This is a genomic window from Mesorhizobium sp. WSM4823, from assembly GCF_055811195.1.
Window position 1 is genome coordinate 161,359 of record NZ_JBVVQL010000001.1, and the last position, 19,402, is coordinate 180,760.

Genomic DNA, 19,402 nt, shown 5'->3' on the forward strand with positions numbered 1-19,402 from the left:
ACAGGCCGCTGTCAGCGAGCCCACCACCAAACGGTCTTGATCGAGCGCATGTTCATGGCGAAATCCATAGCCGCGAAAGACAGGATGCGCAACAGGTTTGAAAAGTCTGTTCGGTGGCTGCCGCTTGTACGGTTCATGGCACATCGCCAAAGCTGCCGGCCGCGTCTATCTTGGCCCCCCAACAGCAGGAAGGCGCGAAAAATGACCGAGCAGATCAACCGCGCGCGGGCGTTCCACTCCCTCCACGTCAAGGGAAACCCGATCGTTCTCTACAATGTCTGGGATCCTGGCTCGGCCAAGACCATCGAGAAAGCAGGGGCCAAGGCCATTGCGACAGGAAGCTGGCCGGTCGCGGCGGCGTTCGGATTCGCTGATGGCGAAAAAATACCGCTGGAGCTTGCGCTCGAAAATATCAAACGCATCGTCGCGGCCGTTGACCTGCCGGTGACCACGGATATCGAGGGCGGCTATGGCAGCGCTCCGGAAATCGTCGCCCGTACGGCGACGCTTGCCTTGCAGGCCGGCGCCATCGGCTTCAATTTCGAAGATCAGATTGTCGGAGGCAGCGGCCTGCACGGCATCGCCGTCCAGGTGACAAGGATCGAAGCCGCTGCCGCAGCCGTGAAAGCCTCCGGCATTCCGGCATTCCTCAATGCTCGAACCGACATCTTCCTCAAGGCCAAGCCCGAAACGCATGACAAGGCGCTGCTCGACCAGGCGATCGAGCGGGCGCATGCCTATGAAAAGGCCGGAGCGCACGGCTTCTTTGCACCGGGTCTTGGCGATGAAGGCCTTATCGAGGCGCTCTGCAAGGCGATTGCGTTGCCGGTCAACATCATCGCGCTGGCGCATGTGCCGCCGCGTCAGCGGCTTGCGGAGCTCGGCGTTGCTCGCATCAGCCACGGCCCCGTCCCCTACCGGCAGATGACCGAATGGCTCGAGGCCAAGGCGCGCCAGGCTATCTCCGGTTAGCCCGGCAGGCCTCCTCAATCCTCTAGCGTTCCCGATCTTGCATTGGCGCTTTTCCTGTCGCCGACCAGCTTCAGCAGATCTTCGCCGGCACGGATGATGCGCCGGGAACGCCGTGTCAGGATGACCCCCGCTTGCGGTGCGAACACCTCCGTGCGGCCACTGGCTTCGCCCGGTGCATGGACGATTGTGGCAAGCCGTGCGCCGTTCGCCACACGGTCGCCTGGCTTCACGTCATAGAGAACCGCGCCCGCGCGGGGTGCCGGCATCATGTCGATGTTTTCGAGCGGTGCAACGGTCCCGGTGAAGTCACCGGGCGCGGGCAGGGCCTGATCCAGAATCACGCCGCGCGCCACCAGCAGCCGATAGAGCCCTTCGGCATCGGCGCCGGCCAGAGCGCCGTCGACATCGAGTATGCCGCGATACTCGACCGTGGTGGCGACGCGCCGGTCGAGGCGCGCCACCTCGGCGGGAACGTTCTGATAAGGCATAATGGAAGCGCCCTCGAAGGTGCCGTCGGTGTCCTCATCCCACAGGATCACCGCATCGACGCCCATGGCCGCCGCACAGTCGGCCATGTCAGGCCACAGGCTGGCGTGGACGTAGAGATAGGCGAGGCCCTCGTCGTCGCAGTGCAGGTCGAGAACGATGTCGTGGCCGATCGACAGCTGCAGCAGCCGCGTCTTCAGCCGCTGATCGGCCGTAGCGAGGGTGGTGTCCGGCAATAGCGTCGTATCCGGCGCGGCCAGCAGCGGAAAGCCGCGGTTGAAGTTGGTGCGGGTGCCCAGGTGAAAACGGCCTTGATGCTCGCCGAAATGGTACTGGGCGCGGCCGATCGGATTGGCTTGGGGCACCACGGTGATATTGCCCTTGATGCGGCCTTCCGCTTCGGCCTTTTCAAGTAGCGGCATCAGCGCATCGATGGCGACCACGCCCGGCAATTCGCCGGCATGAAGCGCTGCCTGCAGATAGGCCGAAGATGCCGACTTATCGCTGCCTTCAAGGCGGAACCCTTCGAAGCGAAACACTGGGAATTCGTAGAAAGCGCCCTCGCTGTCGCCGGCTATGCGCTCGATCGATTTCTGCATGATACTCCTCCAGGAAAGAGGCCAAACACATGCCCCTTCGCCGGTACGCTGTCGACTGGTCCAGTCTGCTGCGCTATGGGCGCAACTATTGCGCGGGGTGCGTCACCAGCAGCTGGCGGTCAAGCGTCTGCGACATCACGGCGACGGCGACCGCCAGCAGCGCCAAAGCTGCGCCGACCAGCGGCAGATTGGCATAAGACACGCCTAGCGAAAGCGCCACGCCGCCCACCCAGGCGCCGGCGGCATTGCCGATGTTGAAGGCGCCCTGGTTGAGCGTGGCGGCGAGGTTCGGCGCCTCGGAGGCCGCCTCGACGACACGGATCTGCAAAGGCGGCACGATGACGAAGACGAGCAGCCCCCACAGGAAAACGATGAAGATGGCCACGGCTGCGATGGCGCCGAATTCGGCAAAGCCGACAAGCAGCAGCGCCAGCATCAGCAGCGTGCCGATCACCGTCGGCATCAATTTCCAGTCGGCCAGCCTGCCGCCGATGATGTTGCCGATGGTCATGCCGCCGCCGAACAGCAGCAGCACCCAGGTCACGGTCGCGGTCGACAGGCCGGACACGTCGGTGAGATAGGGCTTTATGTAGGTGAAGACGGCGAACAGGCTGGCGGAAGCCAGCGCCGAGATCAGCATGGAGAGCCACACCTGCAGCTTGCCGAGCACGCGTACTTCGCCGAGCAGGCCGCCGCCGCTCGATTCGGCAACATTTGATGGCACCAGCCAGGCGATGGCCGCGACCGAGATGAGGCCGATACCCACGACGGCCACGAACGTGGCGCGCCAGCCGTAGACCTCGCCCAGCGCGGTGCCGCCGGGAACGCCGAGGATGTTGGAGAGCGTCAGCCCGGCAAACATCAGCGCGATGGCGCTGGCCCGCTTGTTGCGCGGCACCAGGCTGGCGGCAACGACCGAGCCGATGCCGAAGAAAGCGCCGTGGCCGAAAGCGGTGAAGACGCGGGCGGCCATCAGCGTCCAATAATTGGGCGCGATGGCGCAGAAGAGATTGCCGACGACGAACAGCATTGCCAGCCCTACCAGCACCGGCTTGCGCGGCAGATGCGCGGTAGCCACCGCGATCACCGGCGCGCCGAAGACGACGCCGAGCGCATAGCCGGTGACCAGAAGACCAGCCGAGGGAATGGAAACACCAAGATCGGCGGCGACCTCGGGCAGCAGGCCCATGATGACGAATTCGGTGGTGCCGATGCAGAAGGACGCGATGGCAAGCGCTAGGATTGGCAAAGGCATGGGGCGTCCGGGAATGAATCGGTTCAAAAGTTAGACTGTCCGGAGATGGGGCGGCCGCACAAGCGCGATTGCTGCAATGCAGCATTGCAGAAAGCGGGGAGCAGATCGCGACTGCGGTGTGCCTTTGCGCCTGCGGGGATGCAGAGTGGGGGCCCGAAGCCTATGCCAGCGGCTTCAACTCCTGGGCGATGGTGGGCAGAAGTTCCGAGACATTCGGATGGATGTGCATTGCCCGCGCGAGCGTGCTGGCCGGCGCCTTGGCGTACATCAGGTCGAGCACGCAGTGTATCGCCTCGTCGCCACCGGGGCCGAGTACCGAACAGCCCAGGATTTCCTTGGTGTCGGCGTCGACCAGGATCTTCATGAAACCTTGCGTCTCGCCTTTCTCGATGGCGCGGCCGACCCGGGTCATCGGCCGCTGGCCGACCAGCGCGCGCCGGCCGGACTTCCTTACCGCCGTCTCGGTCATGCCGCAGCGGCCGAGCGGCGGATCGATGTAGAGCGCATAGGCCTCGATGCGGTCGCTCACCTTGCGCGGATCGTTGTCGAGCAGATTGGCGGCGACGATCTCGTAGTCGTTGTAGGAGGTGTGGGTGAAGGCGCCCTTGCCGTTGCAGTCGCCCATCGCCCAGATGCCGGGCACGCTGGTGCGCAACTGGTCGTCGACGACAATGAAGCCGCGTTTGTCGACTTGGACGCCGGCCCTGTCGAGACCGAGATCGTCGGTGTTGGGCGTCCGGCCCACTGCCAACAGCACATGCGAGCCGACCGCCGGCGCCTTGCCGGCGGAAAAGGTCACGGCAATTTCGTTGCCCTGCCTGGCGAAGCTGATGTCGTCGGCGCCGAGATGCACCGTAATGTCTTCGTTTTCGAGGATGGACAGGATAGCGTCCGAGACGTCCTCGTCCTCGCGGCCGATCAGCCGCGGGCTCTTTTCGATCACCGTGACCTCTGAACCGAAACGGCGGAACATTTGCGCGAACTCGAGCGAGATGTAGCTGCCGCCGACGACGACGAGATGGCGCGGCAGCTCGTCGAGATCCATCATCGACGAGTTGGTCAGGTACGAAATGTCGTTGACACCGGGCAGGTCGGGCACCGAGGCGCGGCCGCCGGTGTTGAGAAATATTTTTTCGGCGGTCAGAAGATCATCGCCGACGCGCACGGTATAGGCGGATTCGAAGCGCGCGTGGCCGCGATAGAGCGTGCACTTGTCCATGCCGGCGATCCAGCTTTCGAGGTTGCCGCGGGCGTCGTTCGACACCTTGTCCTTGCGAGCCTTGATCGCCTTGTAATCGACGCCGACCGGACCGGAGAGCGTGACGCCATAGTCGGCGGCGCGGCGGGTAAGGTGTGCTGCATAGGCGCTGGCCACCATGGCCTTGGTCGGCATGCAGCCGGTATTGACGCAGGTGCCGCCGACCAGTTTTCGCTCGATCAGCGCCACGCTCATGCCGGCTGCCGTCAGCCGGCCGGCCAGCGACGGGCCGGCCTGTCCGGCGCCGATGATGATGGCGTCGAATGCCTTTGCCGTCATGCCACTGCCGCCACGATCAGCAGGCCGCCGACGATCGCCACCGCGTCCTCGATGAAGGCGGCAGGTTGGTCTTTGCCGAAAGCGATGGCTAGGCGTTTGCGCAGCTCCGCGCCGCCCAGCGTGCCGATCACCGCACCGATGGCGCCGGCGATGAGGCCGCTGATGATTGCGCCGCCGGTCGTGCCGATCACTGCGCCGGTGAAGGCTCCCGAGACGATTCGCGCGCCGAACTGCTGCGGCACCTTGCGGCTCGGCGTCGACGGCAACTGATCGGCGACCAACTCGAGGATGGCCAGGATGGTGAATATGCCGACGGCGATCCAGTGACCCATGAAACCAGCCCAGGTGCCGGCGACCGGCAGCCAGCCGAGCCAGGCGCCCCAGGCGACGGCAGCGGGCGCTGTCATGGTACGAAGGCCGGCAACGACGCCAATCAGAAGTGCGAGAATAAATAGCATGATTGATCCCCTCGATCACCGGGCCTGGGACAGCCCTGTGGAGGCAGGCTACCATAGGTCGAGCATTTGACCAGAGGCGGCGCAACGCTGGCGTTTTTTCCTAGCTGATCTCTGTGCGTTGGCAGCAATTTCAAACAGGAGGCATCGGCATGGCCGCAAGTGAGCGCACAAAAATGGCGGCGGGCGGGTGGTACACTTGCCTCGACCCGGAGCTGGAGGCACTGCGGGTCATGGCGCGCGACGCGGTCTTCGAGCATAATTCGCTGCCGCCCCGGCAACGCGGCGACATCGGGCCGGCCCTGAAGTCGCTGCTTGGCGCAGTGGGCGAGGGTGTCCGGATCGAGGCGCCCTTCCACTGCGCTTATGGCTTCAACGTCGTCCTCGGCGAGGGTGTCTTCCTCAATGCCGGCTGCACCATCCTCGATACGGCGCGAGTCCGCATCGGCAAGCGGACGCTGCTCGGTCCCAATGTGCAGATCTATTGCGCTGAGCATCACAACGAGGCCGAGGGTCGACGAGCTGGTCTGGAGATCGCCAAGCCGGTCAAGATCGGCGACAATGCCTGGATCGGCGGCAGCGCCATCATCCTCGGCGGCGTTAGCATTGGCGAGGGAGCCATTGTCGGCGCGGGTGCTGTGGTGACGCGCGACGCGGCGGCAAACACGACGGTGGTCGGCAACCCGGCGCGGCTGGTGACGCGCGGCTAATCCGAGTCAACGCAAGGCAGCGTGCTCCTCCTGAGCGTTCTTCGAGAATTCGCGCCGGTACTGCGCGGGCGTGGTCCTGAGCCGCGCCGCGAAGTGCTGGCGCAGCGAGGTGGCGCTGCCGAAACCGGCCTCGAAGGCCACCGTATCCATCGATTTTTCCGTTGCTTCCAGCAGCCGCTGCGCCAGCGCAATGCGCTGATCGATCAGCCAGTCGCCGAAGCTGGTGCCGATCGATTTATGAAAGCGGCGCGTGAATGTCCGGCGGGTGAGGCCGGCAGTAACGGCGACGCTGTCCAGGCTGTGCGTCTCGCTCAGCGTTCTGCGCACCGCGTCGAGGGCCTGTGTGAAGCGGTCCGCATTGCCGGTCCTGGCGATCGGACGTTCTATGAACTGCGCCTGCCCACCTTGCCGATGAGGGGACAGCACGATTTGCCGGGCGAGCCGGAGTGCAGCCTCCGCGCCATAGCGGGCCCGTATGATGTGGAGACAGCAGTCAAGCCCGGCGGCGACGCCGGCAGATGTCATGACATCGCCATTGTCGATGTAGAGCACGTCCGGGTCGACGAGCATGTCGGGATAAAGCGCCTGCAGCTGCTCGGTATAGGCCCAGTGCGTCGCGGCGCGCCGTCCCGAAAGCAGTCCCGTCGCCGCAACAGCGAAGGTGCCGAGGCACAATCCGACAATCAATGCGCCGTTCCGGTGCGCTCGCCGCAGCGCCTCTATCAGAAACACAGGTGGCGGGTCTTCGAGATCTCGCCAGCTTGGGACGATCACAATGTCCGCGCCGTCGAGGCCGTCCAACCCATGCGGCGCAGTTACGGTCAACCCTGCTTCGGTATGGATAGGCCCGCTTTCGATTGCACAGATGCGGAAGTCGAAGCGCGGCAAGCCGAGCGCGGCGCGATCCTCTGCGAATACAAGGCACGGCACGGAAAGGTGGAACGGACTGATGCCATCGAAGGCGATGGCGGCAACGATCGGATCGGCCATGATGAGTACCAATGGGGGGCTAAATCTGGATTGTCCCAATTCTTTCGAATAATGTCAATTGGGACACTGTTTGCAATCCGACGGCAGGCCTATCCTCGACCAATCAAAGCCGAACAGGAAAGGAAAACTCCATGTCTGAAGCAGCCACCCCAGCGCCGCGCCGTGCCCTCATCGTCGTCGACATCCAGAACGACTATGACGGCGGCAACCTCGCCATCCAGCACCCGCCGTTTCGCGACAGCGTCATCAACGCAGCACGAGCAATGGACGCGGCCGCCGAGGCAGGCGTCAAGGTGGTGGTCATCAAGCAGCTGGCGCCCGAAACGTCACCGGTTTTCGCCAAAGGCAGCCACGGCGCAGACCTGCATCCCGAGATCGCTAGGCGAAGCCGCGATCATTATGTCGAAAAGACCCTGCCGAGCGCCTTCACCGGCACGGACCTCGAAGATTGGTTGCGCGTCAACGCCATCGATACGATCACCGTCGTCGGTTACATGACGCATAATTGCGATCTCTCGACCATCATCCACGCCGTCCATATGGGCTTTGCGGTGGAGTTCCTGTCCGACGCCACCGGGTCGGTGCCCTATTCCAACAGCGCCGGCTACGCCTCGGCCGAGGACATCCATCGGGTGGTGACTGTTATCCTACAGTCGCGCTTCGCCGCCGTTCTCAAAACTGCCGAATGGATCGACTGCCTGAAGACCGGCATGCTGCCCGAGCGCGACACGATCTACGCTTCCAACCAGCGCGCGCTGGCACGAAGCGCCGCTTAAAAATTTGTCGCGGGCAAGCAAAAGAGGGCGCCGCAGCTATGCGGCGCCCCTCTTATTCTCCGACGTTCAAAACTCTCAGAACAGACCTTCGATCTGGCCCATTTCGTTCAGGAAGATCTTTTCCGAGGACGGCGCCTTTGGCAGGCCGGGCATGGTCATGACCTCGCCGCAGATGACGACGATGAAGCCGGCGCCGGCAGACAGCCTGACCTCGCGCACCGGCACGGTGTGGCCGGTCGGCGCGCCGCGCAGGTTCGGGTCGGTCGAGAAGGAGTACTGCGTCTTGGCCATGCAGACCGGCAGGTTGCCGTAGCCGGCGTGCTCCCAGGCGTGGAGCTGGTCGCGCACCGACTTGTCGGCGATCGCTTCGGAACCGCGATAGATACGCTGGACGATAGTGTTGATCTTCTCGAACAGCGGCATGGCGTCCGGATAGAGCGGCGCAAACTGCGACGCGCCGGATTCGGCAAGCGCCACCACCCTGCCGGCGAGTTCCTCGATGCCGGCCGAGCCGTGGGCCCAGTGCTTGCACAGGATCGCCTCTTCGCCCATCGAGGCTACGTAGTCCTTCATCGCCTGGATTTCAGCGTCGGTGTCGGAATAGAAATGGTTGATGGCGACCACCGCCGGCACGCCGAACTGCCTGATATTCTCGACGTGACGGCCGAGATTGGCGCAGCCCTTCTTGACCGCCTCGACATTCTCCTTGCCGAGATCTTCCTTCTTGACGCCGCCATTCATCTTCATGGCGCGCACGGTAGCGACGATGACCGCCGCCGACGGCTTCAGGCCCGCTTTGCGGCACTTGATGTCGAAGAATTTTTCCGCGCCGAGATCGGCGCCGAAACCGGCCTCGGTGACGACGTAGTCGGCGAGCTTCAGCGCCGTCGTGGTGGCGACGACCGAGTTGCAGCCATGCGCGATGTTGGCGAACGGGCCGCCATGGACGAAAGCCGGGTTGTTCTCCAGCGTCTGCACGAGGTTGGGCTGCATAGCGTCCTTGAGCAGCACGGCCATGGCGCCGTCGGCTTTGAGGTCGCGGGCATAGACCGGCGACTTGTCGCGACGATAGGCGACGATGATGTCGCCCAGGCGCTTCTCCAGATCCTTCAAGTCGGTGGCGAGACACAGGATCGCCATGACTTCGGAAGCGACAGTGATGTCGAAGCCGCCCTCGCGCGGGAAACCGTTGGCGACGCCGCCGAGCGAGCAGATGATCTCGCGCAGCGCCCGGTCATTCATGTCCATGACGCGGCGCCAGACGACGCGACGGGTGTCGATACCGAGCTCGTTGCCCCAGTAGATGTGGTTGTCGATCAGCGCCGACAAAAGATTGTGCGCGGTGGTGATGGCGTGGAAATCGCCGGTGAAGTGGAGGTTCATGTCCTCCATCGGCACGACCTGCGCATAGCCGCCGCCGGCCGCGCCGCCCTTGACGCCGAAATTCGGCCCGAGCGAGGCCTCGCGGATGCAGACGATGGCCTTCTTGCCGATGCGGTTGAGACCGTCGCCGAGGCCCACCGTCGTCGTCGTCTTGCCTTCGCCGGCCGGCGTCGGGTTGATGGCGGTAACGAGGATTAGCTTGCCGTCCTTGTTTGCCTTCACCGACTTGATGAATTCGGCCGAGATCTTCGCCTTGTCGTGCCCGTAAGGCAAAAGGTGCTCGCTCGGGATGCCGATCTTCTGGCCGATCGCCTGGATCTGCTTCTTGTCGGCGGCGCGCGCGATCTCGATGTCGGACTTCACTTCGGCCATGGCGGCTTTCCTCTGGATTGGACGGTGGAGGGGACGGGTTTGATCAGTGTGGTCGCAAGCCTGTTCGAAACAGCCCGGCACTGCAGGCGAGGGTACGTTCTAACCCTGTCGCTGCCGTGGCGTCAACTCGCATGCAACTATGTTTCCTCTAGAGAAAGACGGCTGTGTTTCCCGGTCGACCTGTCCCGGATCTTGGCGCCCGGTTGTCGCGCGGTATAGAAGCCAGAGCGCGCGCCATTCTGCCGTCTCAAAACAGCCGCGGAATGCACGGAATGCGACAGGGTTCGAGCGCTGCTCGGCGCTTCGAGCAGTCGCGCTAGAATGCGCCGATCTGGTGCATCAGCCCCAAGCCGTCAAGCTGGCCGAAATGTTCGACCACGACGCCGTTCTCAAGACGATCGATATGGATCACGCCAACCGAGACTCGGTTTCCGCTCGCCTCGACGCCATGGAAGATGCCGGTGTGCGTGCCCTGAAAGCGGCCGCGCGTAACCACCTTGTCGGCATCGCTGAGATAATCTTCGATGACGTGGTGCCCGTCCGGGAATCCAACAAAGAACTCGCCCAAGGATTTTCGCCAGTCGTCGTAGCCGATCGGGCTGGCGCTGCCGAGATGAACGACGAGATCTGGAGAGACCAGCCCAGCCAGCTTATCCCAGTCCTGCGCGTCGATCGTGGCATAGAAATTTCGAGCAACTTCCCGGATATCCATGTCGTGTCCTCGCTGGCTGCCGCCCAGCGGTTGAACGACGACGAGACGATCAGGTTCCTCCGCGATGCGCAGCCGGACTACTGCGACAGCACGTTGCTGATCTCGACCATGTTCGAGCGCACCCTGAGTATGTAAAAACCCATCGTCGTCAGATGCGTCGGCAACAGCCAGCCATCCTCGCGGCCATTGGCGATGATGAAAGGCTGGATGCGCAGCGCCGAGACGAACTGCGAGTCCATCGTGTCCCACAGGTTCTGCAAGTGCTTTTCCTTGATCACGTCCTCGAAGTCGGCCTCGGCGCCCTTCATCAGCCCGTAATAGGCATAGAGCTGGCCATAGGCGAACCAGAAGCGGTCGTCGGCGCGCGTGTCGAACCAGCCATTGTTGTGGTTTTCAGCGCGCTCCTTGAGGATCGCCGAAGTCGAGCCAATATCGCTGGCGATACGGTCGATATATTGCTTCAGATTGTCGGCGCGGGCGTCGAACGTCGTTTGGCAAAGGGCCAGCCGGGCATTGAACGAACGCAGCTTGCGCACCGCGTCGCGATAGTAGCTCGGCGTCGGCGTCTTCGGACCGAACGGGCTGATGCCGAAGTACCATGTGTATTCATCGAACTGCAGGTTGCCGCGCGCATCCTGCAGATCGGCATCGATCTGCGAGGTGGTGCGGACGCGGCCGAGATTGTCGGCAAGCTCGGTCGCCGTGCGCCGCACTGCCTGGTTGATGCCGCGCTGGAACGAGGCCTTGTTGTCCATGAACGGCGTATGGTCCCAGCTGATGCCGAACAGGCCAAGCTTATAGAGGATCATCGACGAGACCCAAGCATTCTGGTTGACGTTGAAGTCGGTCAGGTCGGCCGCCACCTGGGCTATCCCCGAGTTTCCGCAGGTCCTGGCGGTGTCGGTGCCGGCGCCTGCTGCGGTCTGCTCGCCGGCGGAAATATTACGTTTCTCGAAGGTGTAATTGTCGACGTAGTTCGGGTTGAAATTGTTCCACCACTGGGTGGCGTAGAAGAAGTTGGCGTAGAGGCCGATCAGAACGAGCAGTGCCAGCCCGAGCACCGCCTTCAGGATCCAGCCGCGCTGTGTGTACCAGCGCCCGGCCCACATGAACGGCCACAGGATCACGCCGATGGCGAAGCCGATACCGCGGCCGATCCACTGGAAAATCCGTGTGAAGAAATTCACGATCGGATCAAGCATGGCGATGTCACCCCCTCGTCAGTCAGCCAAGAATTCGATAAGGTTAGGCATTCAATCAGTAAGACCGTAGAGGCGTGTGCGAAACGCCACCTTGTCTTTCAGATATGTGGTTTTCAGAACGTCCACAACATGCGATCGCCAGGCGTCGCTGAAGCCGTCATAGTCGCTGTAGAAGCCTGGTTTGTTGAAGACGTAGCGCGAGACGAAATCCTGCGGCACGAAATCCGAGATCAGCTGGTTGGTCAGCCAGGCGTCGGGATGGTCGGGCTTGGCCCGGATCACCAGGAAACGCTGCTGCGGGAAGACGTCCTCGATCTTGAGACGTCCGAGGTGAGCGATCTCGCGCTTGGCGGCGTTGAGAAAGGGAAAATTGCCGTCCCTGGTGATCAGGTCGGCATGGCCGTGGATCCAGGTCTGCAGCCAGACCTTGTCGACGTCGGTCAGATTGCGATCGGGCTCGGCGTCGCGGATCAGAGCGCGCACCACCATCTCGGCGCGATGTTCGAGATAGCCTGAGGTTTCGATCCATGAGGCGCGCGGCAGTTCGATGCGGCCGGTGGCAGTGAGGAACTTGAACACCCTGTCGGCATCATTGATCGAGAGGTAGCTCACTTGCCACGGTCGCGAGCGGCGGAAGCCGGGTGCTGCCGGGTCGCTGATCACCGTCGTCATGTCAGGATCGATGAACACATAGAGCCCGCCGAAATGGCTGGTCCAATAGGCGCTGTGGCGAAAGATCACCTGATCCGGCACCAGCGCGTTCTCGCGGATGTCGCCGCAGATCTTGGCAAGCTCCACCATGCGGGTGAGCATGGCATTGTCGCGCCAGGCGTCCGGCTCCTGCTTCAACTGGTCGACGAGCTTGCCGAGTTCGGCGGCCTTGCCCAGCACGTCCTCCGCCGACAGCACCCTGAACTCGACCTGGTTGATCGACAGCAGATCCTCGATGTCGTCGACCTTGGGGACCGAATCCTCGATCTCGCCATAGATGACATCCTTGATGGTCAGCGCGTCGATGGCGCGCTGATTCTTCGACATGAACTCGAACATCAGCTGCGAGGTGTTGGAAAAGGCGGTGTGGACCACCGGCAGGTCGATCTGCGACGGCGTCAGGATGATGAAGCGGCGGTTGATCTCGTTGGGATCAAGGTAGTTGTAGTCGCCGCATTCCTCGGCCACTTCAGGCGAGAAGCCGGTGCGGTCGATGTCGAAGCTCTTCAGCTTCGTCGGCCTCAGGCCGAAGGCGACCAAAGCCTTGTTGTAGCGCTGGATGAGATGCGGCTCCTCGATGGTCAGCAGCCGGCCGTAGATCAGCTCGTTCTCGCGCAGCAGATCGGATTTCTTGGCGGGGCTCATTCTTCCTTCTCCCCGTTCACGGGGAGAAGGTGCCCGAAGGGCGGATGAGGGGCGGTGCCGTCCCTTCTCCCCTTGTGGGAGAAGGTGGCCGAGCGAAGCTCGGTCGGATGAGGGGTGTTCCAGCTTGACGAATACCCCTCATCCGTCGCCTTCGGCGACACCTTCTCCCACAGGGGGAGAAGGGAGCGTCGGCGCATCTCACGCATTCCACAGGCCCTTCTTCTTCAGCTCCTCGATCTCGCGCACCGCGCGGTCGCGCAGGCGGGTGTCGCGGATCATCTTGGTCACCGCCGCGTCGTCGGACTTGTCGGAATAGCGGAACTCCGAGTCGGCGTAGCGGTTGACCTCCTGCATGACCATGTCCATCGAGAACGGTCCGCGCAGTTCTTCGATCATCGCCTTCTTGTCGTCGTAGCCCTTGTGCATGAAGACTTCCGGCTTTTCGAACCACTCGTCCGGCAGCTCGATGTCCATGGCGCGCATCTTGATCGCGTCGGTGACGTTCTTGATGGCGCGGCCGGTGAAGCGCGGCTCGGCCTCCTTGATCATATGCAAATAGGTGCCGATGTCGGCCATCGACTTCGGCGCGCCGTTCTCCTTCATGTAGCGCTCGTAGACCTTCATCAGCCCGTCTTCCCTGGGCCTCTCATGCTCTTCATAGGCTTCCATCACCGCGCGCTTGATCTCCTGCGCGGCATAGAGCTTGTGGTCGCCGAGCGGGATCTTGTGGTTCTTGCCGGCAAGCAGCACGAAGATGTCGATGTAGTCGTCGCGGCTCTGCGGGCCGTCGACCAGCCAGCGGGCGCCGGCGCGCTGGCGCAACGCGTCGTCGACGTTTTCGGGATAGTTGGAGAACATGCCGAAGGAGCAGTTGCCGCGCACCACGGTACCGGCACCCGCGAACGCGTCCATCAGGACACCGGTGATTTCCTGCTGGCCGGCCGAGGCGCGATCGTCGGAACGGCGCGCCGCCACCTGATCGATGTCGTCGATGGTGCCGAAGCCGATAACGCGCGGGTTCAGCACATTGTTGATAAACTGGCGGCAGTTCTGGCCGGATTTGCCCTGGTAGGAGGAGATCTGGTCGACGCCGAAATTCTCGTAGGCGAAGGGATAGCCGGCGACCTGACAGTAACCGTTGACGAGGCCGGCGATCATCTGGATCAGCGTCGTCTTGCCGGTGCCGGGCGCGCCGTCGCCGATGAAGGTGAACAGGAAGCCGCCGAGCTCGACGAACGGGTTCAACTCGCGCTCGAAGTCGTAAGCCATCAGCATCTTGGCGAGCTTGACCGACTGGTACTTGGCGATGTGATTGCCGACGACCTCTTCCGGTTTCTTGAAGGTCATCACCAGCGGCTTCGACCGCTTGCCCGGCGCGACGTCGAAACCGTCGAGGGTGAAGTCGTCGACGTCGATACGGATATGCGCGTTCTCGAACGGGCCGATGCCGTCGAAGCGGCCCTTTCGCGCCAAAAGCCCGTCGATGGCGATACGGGCGAAGGCGCGTGCCCGGGTCATTAAGTCGGCGTCGTCCTTCGCGCCTGATATCGCCCTGTCGAGCCCTGATACGATCGACTTCACCGCGTCCTGCGGCGTGTCGAACAGAAAGTCCGGCTCTGGCGTGTCGTTCGGCGCCTCGCCATCGCTGTCGATCAGCTGGAACAGGTAGGAAGCGAGGCTGAAGGCTGAGATATAGGCCGAGGCCGACAGCAGCTTCTTGAAGGTGGCCGCCTCGTCGCCTTCCAGCGGGGCGCGGGCGTTTTTCGCCTGCAGGCTTTCGAGGTCTGAACCTTCGGCGAAGACGTCCGATATGGCCAGGGCGATCGCCAGGCCGCGCCGGGTGCGAAACAAAAGCATGTGCTGCGCAATGCTGAGCAGCTGGTCGTCGGGATGGACGGCGGCGACGGTCTTGGAAAGCTCGACCTCGCGCGTGCGCCTGACCGAGCCGACCGAGACGGTTGAGACGAAGCGGCGGTTGGTGCCGGCAAGCGGGGTGCCGGATTCACGCGACGGGTCTTCCAGCACGACGATGCGGGTGATGAAGCTCTGCGCCGTGGCGCGGTGCTTTTCGATTGCCGCTTCCGAAATCGTGGTCAGGCCGGTGTCCATGCAGGATGCTCCGCGGTTTGACGGTCAGACGTCGCTGATCACCTGTCCTTTGGACAGGATGTGGACCTTGTAGCCCGAAAAGATCTTCTGCGCCTCGCCGGCGGCGTACAGCGCCTGATAGGCTTCATGCGGGATCAGCGCGTGGTTCTCGTAGCTCGACACGCCCTGGCGCGCCGCCTCCAGATCGTCGGTGTCGATGAAGAATTCCTGCGTCGTCTTCTCGCTCGAAAACAGACCTTTGCGGCCCGGCTTTTCGGCCTTGGAATAGACCTCCTGGATGGTCCAGGTCAGCAGCCAGGCGTTTTCCGGTTTTCGCACCTTGGCCAAAACGTCGGTTACCGTCGAATTGTTCTCGGTAATCCCTGCCGAATAGAAGGGGCCGAGCACGACGCGGCGCAACTGCTTGGGGTGGAGCGGCTCGAAATCCTTGTCGAGATTGACGGCGATCGTCGCCGGCGACAGCGTGTAGGCGGAATTCTTCTCGGTGAAGTCGTCGAAGCGGTGGGCAAGCTCGGGGTTGAGCAGCCCTTCAACGGGAAGCGGAATGTCGACCTTGTCGTTGAGCTTGCCGTTGCGGTCGACAAGCTGGTCGATCATCGCTTCGGAGGAATCCTCGACCGTCAACATGTAGACCAGCGGCAGGTTGGCGCTGCCGTCGAAGGTGGCCCAATGGACGAGGTAATAAGGCCGCCCGGTCTTCGGATTGACCGAGACTTTTGCCGTCTGCGCCAATGTGAACGGCGCGAAGGTCGTCTCGCTCCTGACGCCCTCCAGATAGAGCCGCTCGGCCATCGATTTCTGCAGCGCCTCGGGGAACTCCTTGTGGCGCAGGATGAAGTCGGCCATTTCCTCGCGCAACTCGTCGGCCAGCGGTATGTTGGCAAGCCGCGTATCGGCCTGACGGCGGTCGTTTTCCAGCTCGAGTACGTTCTGGAAGACCGGAAAGCCGCTTTCGGCGCGCGAAATGCGAAACGTCTCCGTGAAACCCAGCCGGTTACGCCAACAGGAAAAGGAGTTGTCGAGCCGCGCAATATATTCGGCGACGATCTTGGCGACGATGCCGTGCCGGTAGAGCGGCGAGCGATCGTCGCGCATGAACACTTCGAGGCCGCTGAGTGCCGCCCTGATCGCCGAGAAGTAACGCGTTGCCGCTTCGTTTTCGGGGGTCATGCAGCCAGCCCTTGGTAGGTATGCTAAAGCGCGACGCGCTTTAAGTCATTGTTCTTATGCATGTCGTTATCCCAAAACCGCTGCGCACTTTTGGGCGACATGCATTGGTGCAGCAATTACGACTGCACGTAGTTTGCCGCATTGTGTTTTTTCAGCACGTCGTCGAAGCGGCGGGCAAAGGCATCGTCGGCCAGCTTCTTGCGGCGCTGGATGTCGGCGGTTGCCACCATGTTCTTCTCGTGCATTTCGAGAAGATCGCCAATGTGCTTCTGCGAGGCAGCACCAATGCCGGCCATGGTCTCCTCGGCGGTATTGTCGACCTGGCTGCCCAGCGTGTTGATCTTGTGGGCGACGTCCTGCTGGGCGGCGGTCTTCAGCGAGTCTTCCAGCGCCTTGTAGAGCACGATGCGCTGCTCGGTATCGATGGTCAGCTTGTTGATCAGTGTCGACTGCGCCGCGATCTGGTTGTTGAGCGAATCGACGAAGGTCTGGAACATCGAGGTGTAGCGCTCCAGCGTCTGGCTTTCAGCGAGCAACTCCTGCTCCTTTGCCTGCTTCTCGTTATACTCCGTGGCCAGCTTCGAACGCTCGCCTTCAAGCTGCGTGCGCTCCTTCTGGCTGGTGGAAGCGGCGATCTTGTTCTCGATGTCGAGCAGCATCGGGTTGAGCTCCTCGATGCGCTTCTGCACGGTCTCGAGATTGGACATGGTCGCCTTGCGGCGCTCGATCACCTGCGACAGGCTGGCCTCGGAGGTCTTGTAGCGCTGGTCGAGAACCTGCTTTTGCGCCTTGAGGATGCCGACGATGGTGTCGGATTTCGCCAGCAGCTCCTGCAGATTGCCGGCCAGCGACATGTTGCGGACACGGTCGGTGCGCATGCGCTGCTTGCGCTGACTGGAAAATATGCCGATGAAGCTTTCCCAGCCGGTGTAGTTCTTCATGCTCTCGAATTCGGCACCGAAGACGTTGGTGGCATCCTCCAGCCCGATGATCAGGTCGGCGATGTTGCCTTCCATCACCTTCTGCTGTTTCAGCACATCCTCGATGCGGGCGTTCTCGAGGTCGAAATTGGCGTCGCCGATCTTCTTGTCGGTCTTGGCGAGCGTGTCGAGCACCGTGCCAGACTGCTCGATCTTCGTGCGCATGTCCTGCACGACCTGCTTGGTCTTGGCAATTTCGGCGTCGAAATTCTGCAATGTCGCCATAGGGGCCTCCCGCTTCGGCATCTGTTCGTGTCGCGAACCGCCGCGAATATATGTGTGGCATAGGGGGAAGGGAAGGCGGAAGATTAGAAGCTTGCGAAGGATCGCGCCGAAGCCTGAAGCAAAAAACCCGCCTCTGCGGCGGGTCGTCGGCGCAAATCAGCACCACGCCTAAATCACTAGCATAACTGCCGTCACAAAGCAATCGAACGCGAACTCCCCGATTGGTTTTCTCTAGCGTGCATTAGGTGAAGCCGATGAAATCGTCGGGCGCGGCGCGGCCCATTTCTTCTTCCCAATGGCGGCGGCAGAGCGAGACATAGACATCCTTGCCGATCGCCACCTGTTCGCCCTGCCTTGCGACCTTGCCGTCCGCGCCGAGGCGCACGACCATCGTCGCCTTGCGGCCGCAGCGGCAGATGGTGCGCACCTCGCGCAGATCGTCCGATATCGCCAGAAGCGCGCGCGAGCCGGAAAACAGCTTGCCCTGGAAATCCGTGCGCAGGCCGTAGCACATCACAGGGATGTCCAGCCGGTCGGCGATGCGGGCGAGCTGCCACACCTGCTCCTCCTCGAGGAATTGCGCCTCGTCGACAAAGACGCAATGCACCGTCGTATGGTCGTGATGCTCGGCGACCCGGGCGAACAGATCGTCGCCGTCGCGGAACATCTCGGCTTCCGTCTCCAGCCCGATGCGCGACGAGATCAGCCCGGTGTCGCCCTTGCGGTAGAGGGCAGCGACGAACAGCATCGTCGTCATGCCGCGCTCGCGGTAATTGTACGAGGCCTGCAGCAGCATCGTCGTCTTGCCGGCATTCATCGTCGCATAGTGGAAGTACAGCTTGGCCATGCCGCCCTTTAAAGCCGAGTTCGCGCGGCGCGGGGAGGGGGCGTCCTCGTATTCCACCAGAAAGGCGCATTTCATCGGAAAGCGGCTGGCCACCGCAAAAGCCTGGAGCAGCAGGCAGCGTGTCGCTGATCGGCCAGTCCGCGCCGTTCGTCGCGATTGCCTTATCGCTTGAAACCGCACCAGAATGGTGTTTGGCTGACGAAACAAAGCGGAGATAAAACCGTAACTTCGCTTAGCCAAAGAATCAAAATGGGAGAATTTTCATGTTGCGTATCAATTCCTTCGTCGCCGGCCTTGGCCTGGCGGCTTTCCTGTCCACCAGCGCAGCTCTCGCCGCCGATCCGGAAAGCTGCAAGACGGTGCGTCTCTCCGATGTCGGCTGGACCGACATCCAGGCCACCACCGGCGTCGCCTCGGTGCTGCTCACCGCGCTCGGCTATGAGCCGGAGGTGATCCAGCTTTCGGTGCCGGTGACCTATGCGTCGCTGAAGAACAAGGACCTCGACGTCTTTCTCGGCAATTGGATGCCGTCGATGACCAACGACATCAAGGAGTACACCGCCGACGGCTCGGTCGAGACCGTCAGCGAGAACCTCAGCGGCGCCGGCTACGGCATCGTCGTGCCGACCTATGTCGCAGATGCCGGCGTCAAGACGCTGACCGATATTGGCAAGTTCAAGGACAAGTTCGACGGCAAGATCTATGGCATCGAGGCCGGCAATGACGGCAACCGCATCATTCTCGACATGATCAAGGAGCCGGCGGCCAATCTCGAAGGCTTCGAACTGGTCGAATCCTCCGAGGCCGGCATGCTCACCCAGGCCGAGCAGTCGATGAAGAACAATGAGTGGATCGCCTTCCTCGGCTGGACGCCGCATCCGGTGATGGGCGCCATGAAGATCACCTATCTCGACGGTATGGGCGACAGCGGCTTCGGCGCCGCCACCGTGCATACCAATGTGCGTAAGGGCTACATGACCGAATGCCCGAATGTCGGCAAATTCATCGCCAACCTGAAGTTCAACCTCGATATGGAAGGCGAGATGATGGACGCGATCCTCAAGGGCGGCGACGCCAATACTGCCGCGACCGACTGGCTGAAGAAACACCCGGATGCGATCACCCCCTGGATCGCTGGCGTAACCACCTTCGACGGCGGCGACGCGGCGGCGGCGGTCAAGACCGCGCTCGGAAGCTGAGCCGATAACTTTGAATTCGGGATAATCGGAACGAGGGCAGCCACGTAGAAAAGGCTGCCCTTTTTCA

18 protein-coding genes are annotated in these 19,402 nt (G+C 62.4%); 4 read left to right on the top strand and 14 right to left on the bottom strand.

The window, feature by feature from the left end; all coding sequences use genetic code 11:
• Nucleotides 1-11 precede the first annotated feature (11 nt).
• Nucleotides 12-137 carry a hypothetical protein gene (locus tag AC0L26_RS00715; RefSeq protein ID WP_473630804.1) on the bottom strand — a complete coding sequence of 42 codons (126 nt, stop codon included), beginning with the start codon at nt 135-137 and terminating at the stop codon, nt 12-14.
• 64 nt (nt 138-201) lie between these two features.
• Between AC0L26_RS00715 and AC0L26_RS00720 the strand changes: the two genes are divergently transcribed.
• Complete coding sequence (locus tag AC0L26_RS00720) at nt 202-972, top strand: isocitrate lyase/PEP mutase family protein (protein ID WP_473630805.1); 771 nt, start codon at nt 202-204, stop codon at nt 970-972.
• 14 nt (nt 973-986) lie between these two features.
• On the opposite strand, the gene AC0L26_RS00725 is transcribed toward AC0L26_RS00720, so the two are convergent.
• The 4 genes from AC0L26_RS00725 to AC0L26_RS00740 all read right to left on the bottom strand — a co-directional run bounded on the left by AC0L26_RS00725 (nt 987) and on the right by AC0L26_RS00740 (nt 5,307).
• A complete protein-coding gene (locus tag AC0L26_RS00725) occupies nt 987-2,057 on the bottom strand; it encodes a M14 family metallopeptidase (protein ID WP_473630806.1) in 1,071 nt (356 codons plus the stop codon).
• Nucleotides 2,058-2,142: 85 nt separating this feature from the next.
• A complete protein-coding gene (locus AC0L26_RS00730) occupies nt 2,143-3,312 on the bottom strand; it encodes an MFS transporter (RefSeq protein ID WP_473630807.1) in 1,170 nt (389 codons plus the stop codon).
• A 160-nt stretch (nt 3,313-3,472) separates the two neighbouring features.
• A complete protein-coding gene (locus AC0L26_RS00735) occupies nt 3,473-4,849 on the bottom strand; it encodes an FAD-containing oxidoreductase (protein WP_473630808.1) in 1,377 nt (458 codons plus the stop codon).
• Complete coding sequence (locus AC0L26_RS00740; protein WP_473630809.1) at nt 4,846-5,307, bottom strand: DUF4126 domain-containing protein; 462 nt, start codon at nt 5,305-5,307, stop codon at nt 4,846-4,848. Before AC0L26_RS00740 ends, AC0L26_RS00735 begins: the two co-directional genes overlap by 4 nt.
• 149 nt (nt 5,308-5,456) lie before the next feature.
• Between AC0L26_RS00740 and AC0L26_RS00745 the strand changes: the two genes are divergently transcribed.
• Complete coding sequence (locus tag AC0L26_RS00745) at nt 5,457-6,014, top strand: sugar O-acetyltransferase (RefSeq protein ID WP_473630810.1); 558 nt, start codon at nt 5,457-5,459, stop codon at nt 6,012-6,014.
• A gap of 6 nt (nt 6,015-6,020) precedes the next feature.
• Here AC0L26_RS00745 and AC0L26_RS00750 read toward each other — a convergent pair whose 3' ends face one another.
• Nucleotides 6,021-7,004, bottom strand: a complete 984-nt coding sequence (locus tag AC0L26_RS00750) for a helix-turn-helix domain-containing protein (protein WP_473630811.1) — start codon at nt 7,002-7,004, stop codon at nt 6,021-6,023.
• Nucleotides 7,005-7,135: 131 nt separating this feature from the next.
• On the opposite strand from AC0L26_RS00750, the gene AC0L26_RS00755 reads away from it, so the two are divergent.
• Nucleotides 7,136-7,780, top strand: a complete 645-nt coding sequence (locus AC0L26_RS00755) for a cysteine hydrolase family protein (protein ID WP_473630812.1) — start codon at nt 7,136-7,138, stop codon at nt 7,778-7,780.
• Nucleotides 7,781-7,855: 75 nt separating this feature from the next.
• On the opposite strand, the gene AC0L26_RS00760 is transcribed toward AC0L26_RS00755, so the two are convergent.
• The 8 genes from AC0L26_RS00760 to AC0L26_RS00795 all read right to left on the bottom strand — a co-directional run bounded on the left by AC0L26_RS00760 (nt 7,856) and on the right by AC0L26_RS00795 (nt 18,136).
• Nucleotides 7,856-9,535 carry a formate--tetrahydrofolate ligase gene (locus AC0L26_RS00760; protein WP_473630813.1) on the bottom strand — a complete coding sequence of 560 codons (1,680 nt, stop codon included), beginning with the start codon at nt 9,533-9,535 and terminating at the stop codon, nt 7,856-7,858.
• Nucleotides 9,536-9,851: 316 nt separating this feature from the next.
• Complete coding sequence (locus AC0L26_RS00765; protein WP_473630814.1) at nt 9,852-10,247, bottom strand: ester cyclase; 396 nt, start codon at nt 10,245-10,247, stop codon at nt 9,852-9,854.
• A gap of 77 nt (nt 10,248-10,324) precedes the next feature.
• Nucleotides 10,325-11,449 carry a DUF2333 family protein gene (locus AC0L26_RS00770; RefSeq protein WP_473630815.1) on the bottom strand — a complete coding sequence of 375 codons (1,125 nt, stop codon included), beginning with the start codon at nt 11,447-11,449 and terminating at the stop codon, nt 10,325-10,327.
• Between the two features lie 51 nt (nt 11,450-11,500).
• On the bottom strand, nt 11,501-12,805 hold the full coding sequence (locus AC0L26_RS00775; protein WP_473630816.1) for a DUF6638 family protein: 1,305 nt from the start codon (nt 12,803-12,805) through the stop codon (nt 11,501-11,503).
• A gap of 198 nt (nt 12,806-13,003) precedes the next feature.
• Nucleotides 13,004-14,914 (bottom strand): AAA family ATPase, encoded by a 1,911-nt coding sequence (locus AC0L26_RS00780; protein ID WP_473630817.1) that lies wholly within the window; start codon nt 14,912-14,914, stop codon nt 13,004-13,006.
• A gap of 24 nt (nt 14,915-14,938) precedes the next feature.
• The gene (locus AC0L26_RS00785) at nt 14,939-16,084 is read right to left on the bottom strand and encodes a hypothetical protein (RefSeq protein WP_473630818.1); all 1,146 of its coding nucleotides are present in this window, start codon (nt 16,082-16,084) and stop codon (nt 14,939-14,941) included.
• Between the two features lie 116 nt (nt 16,085-16,200).
• Nucleotides 16,201-17,289, bottom strand: a complete 1,089-nt coding sequence (locus AC0L26_RS00790) for a hypothetical protein (protein ID WP_473630819.1) — start codon at nt 17,287-17,289, stop codon at nt 16,201-16,203.
• A gap of 241 nt (nt 17,290-17,530) precedes the next feature.
• On the bottom strand, nt 17,531-18,136 hold the full coding sequence (locus AC0L26_RS00795) for a thymidine kinase (protein ID WP_352933389.1): 606 nt from the start codon (nt 18,134-18,136) through the stop codon (nt 17,531-17,533).
• 263 nt (nt 18,137-18,399) lie between these two features.
• On the opposite strand from AC0L26_RS00795, the gene AC0L26_RS00800 reads away from it, so the two are divergent.
• The gene (locus AC0L26_RS00800; RefSeq protein WP_473630820.1) at nt 18,400-19,335 is read left to right on the top strand and encodes a choline ABC transporter substrate-binding protein; all 936 of its coding nucleotides are present in this window, start codon (nt 18,400-18,402) and stop codon (nt 19,333-19,335) included.
• The last annotated feature ends 67 nt before the right edge of the window (nt 19,336-19,402 follow it).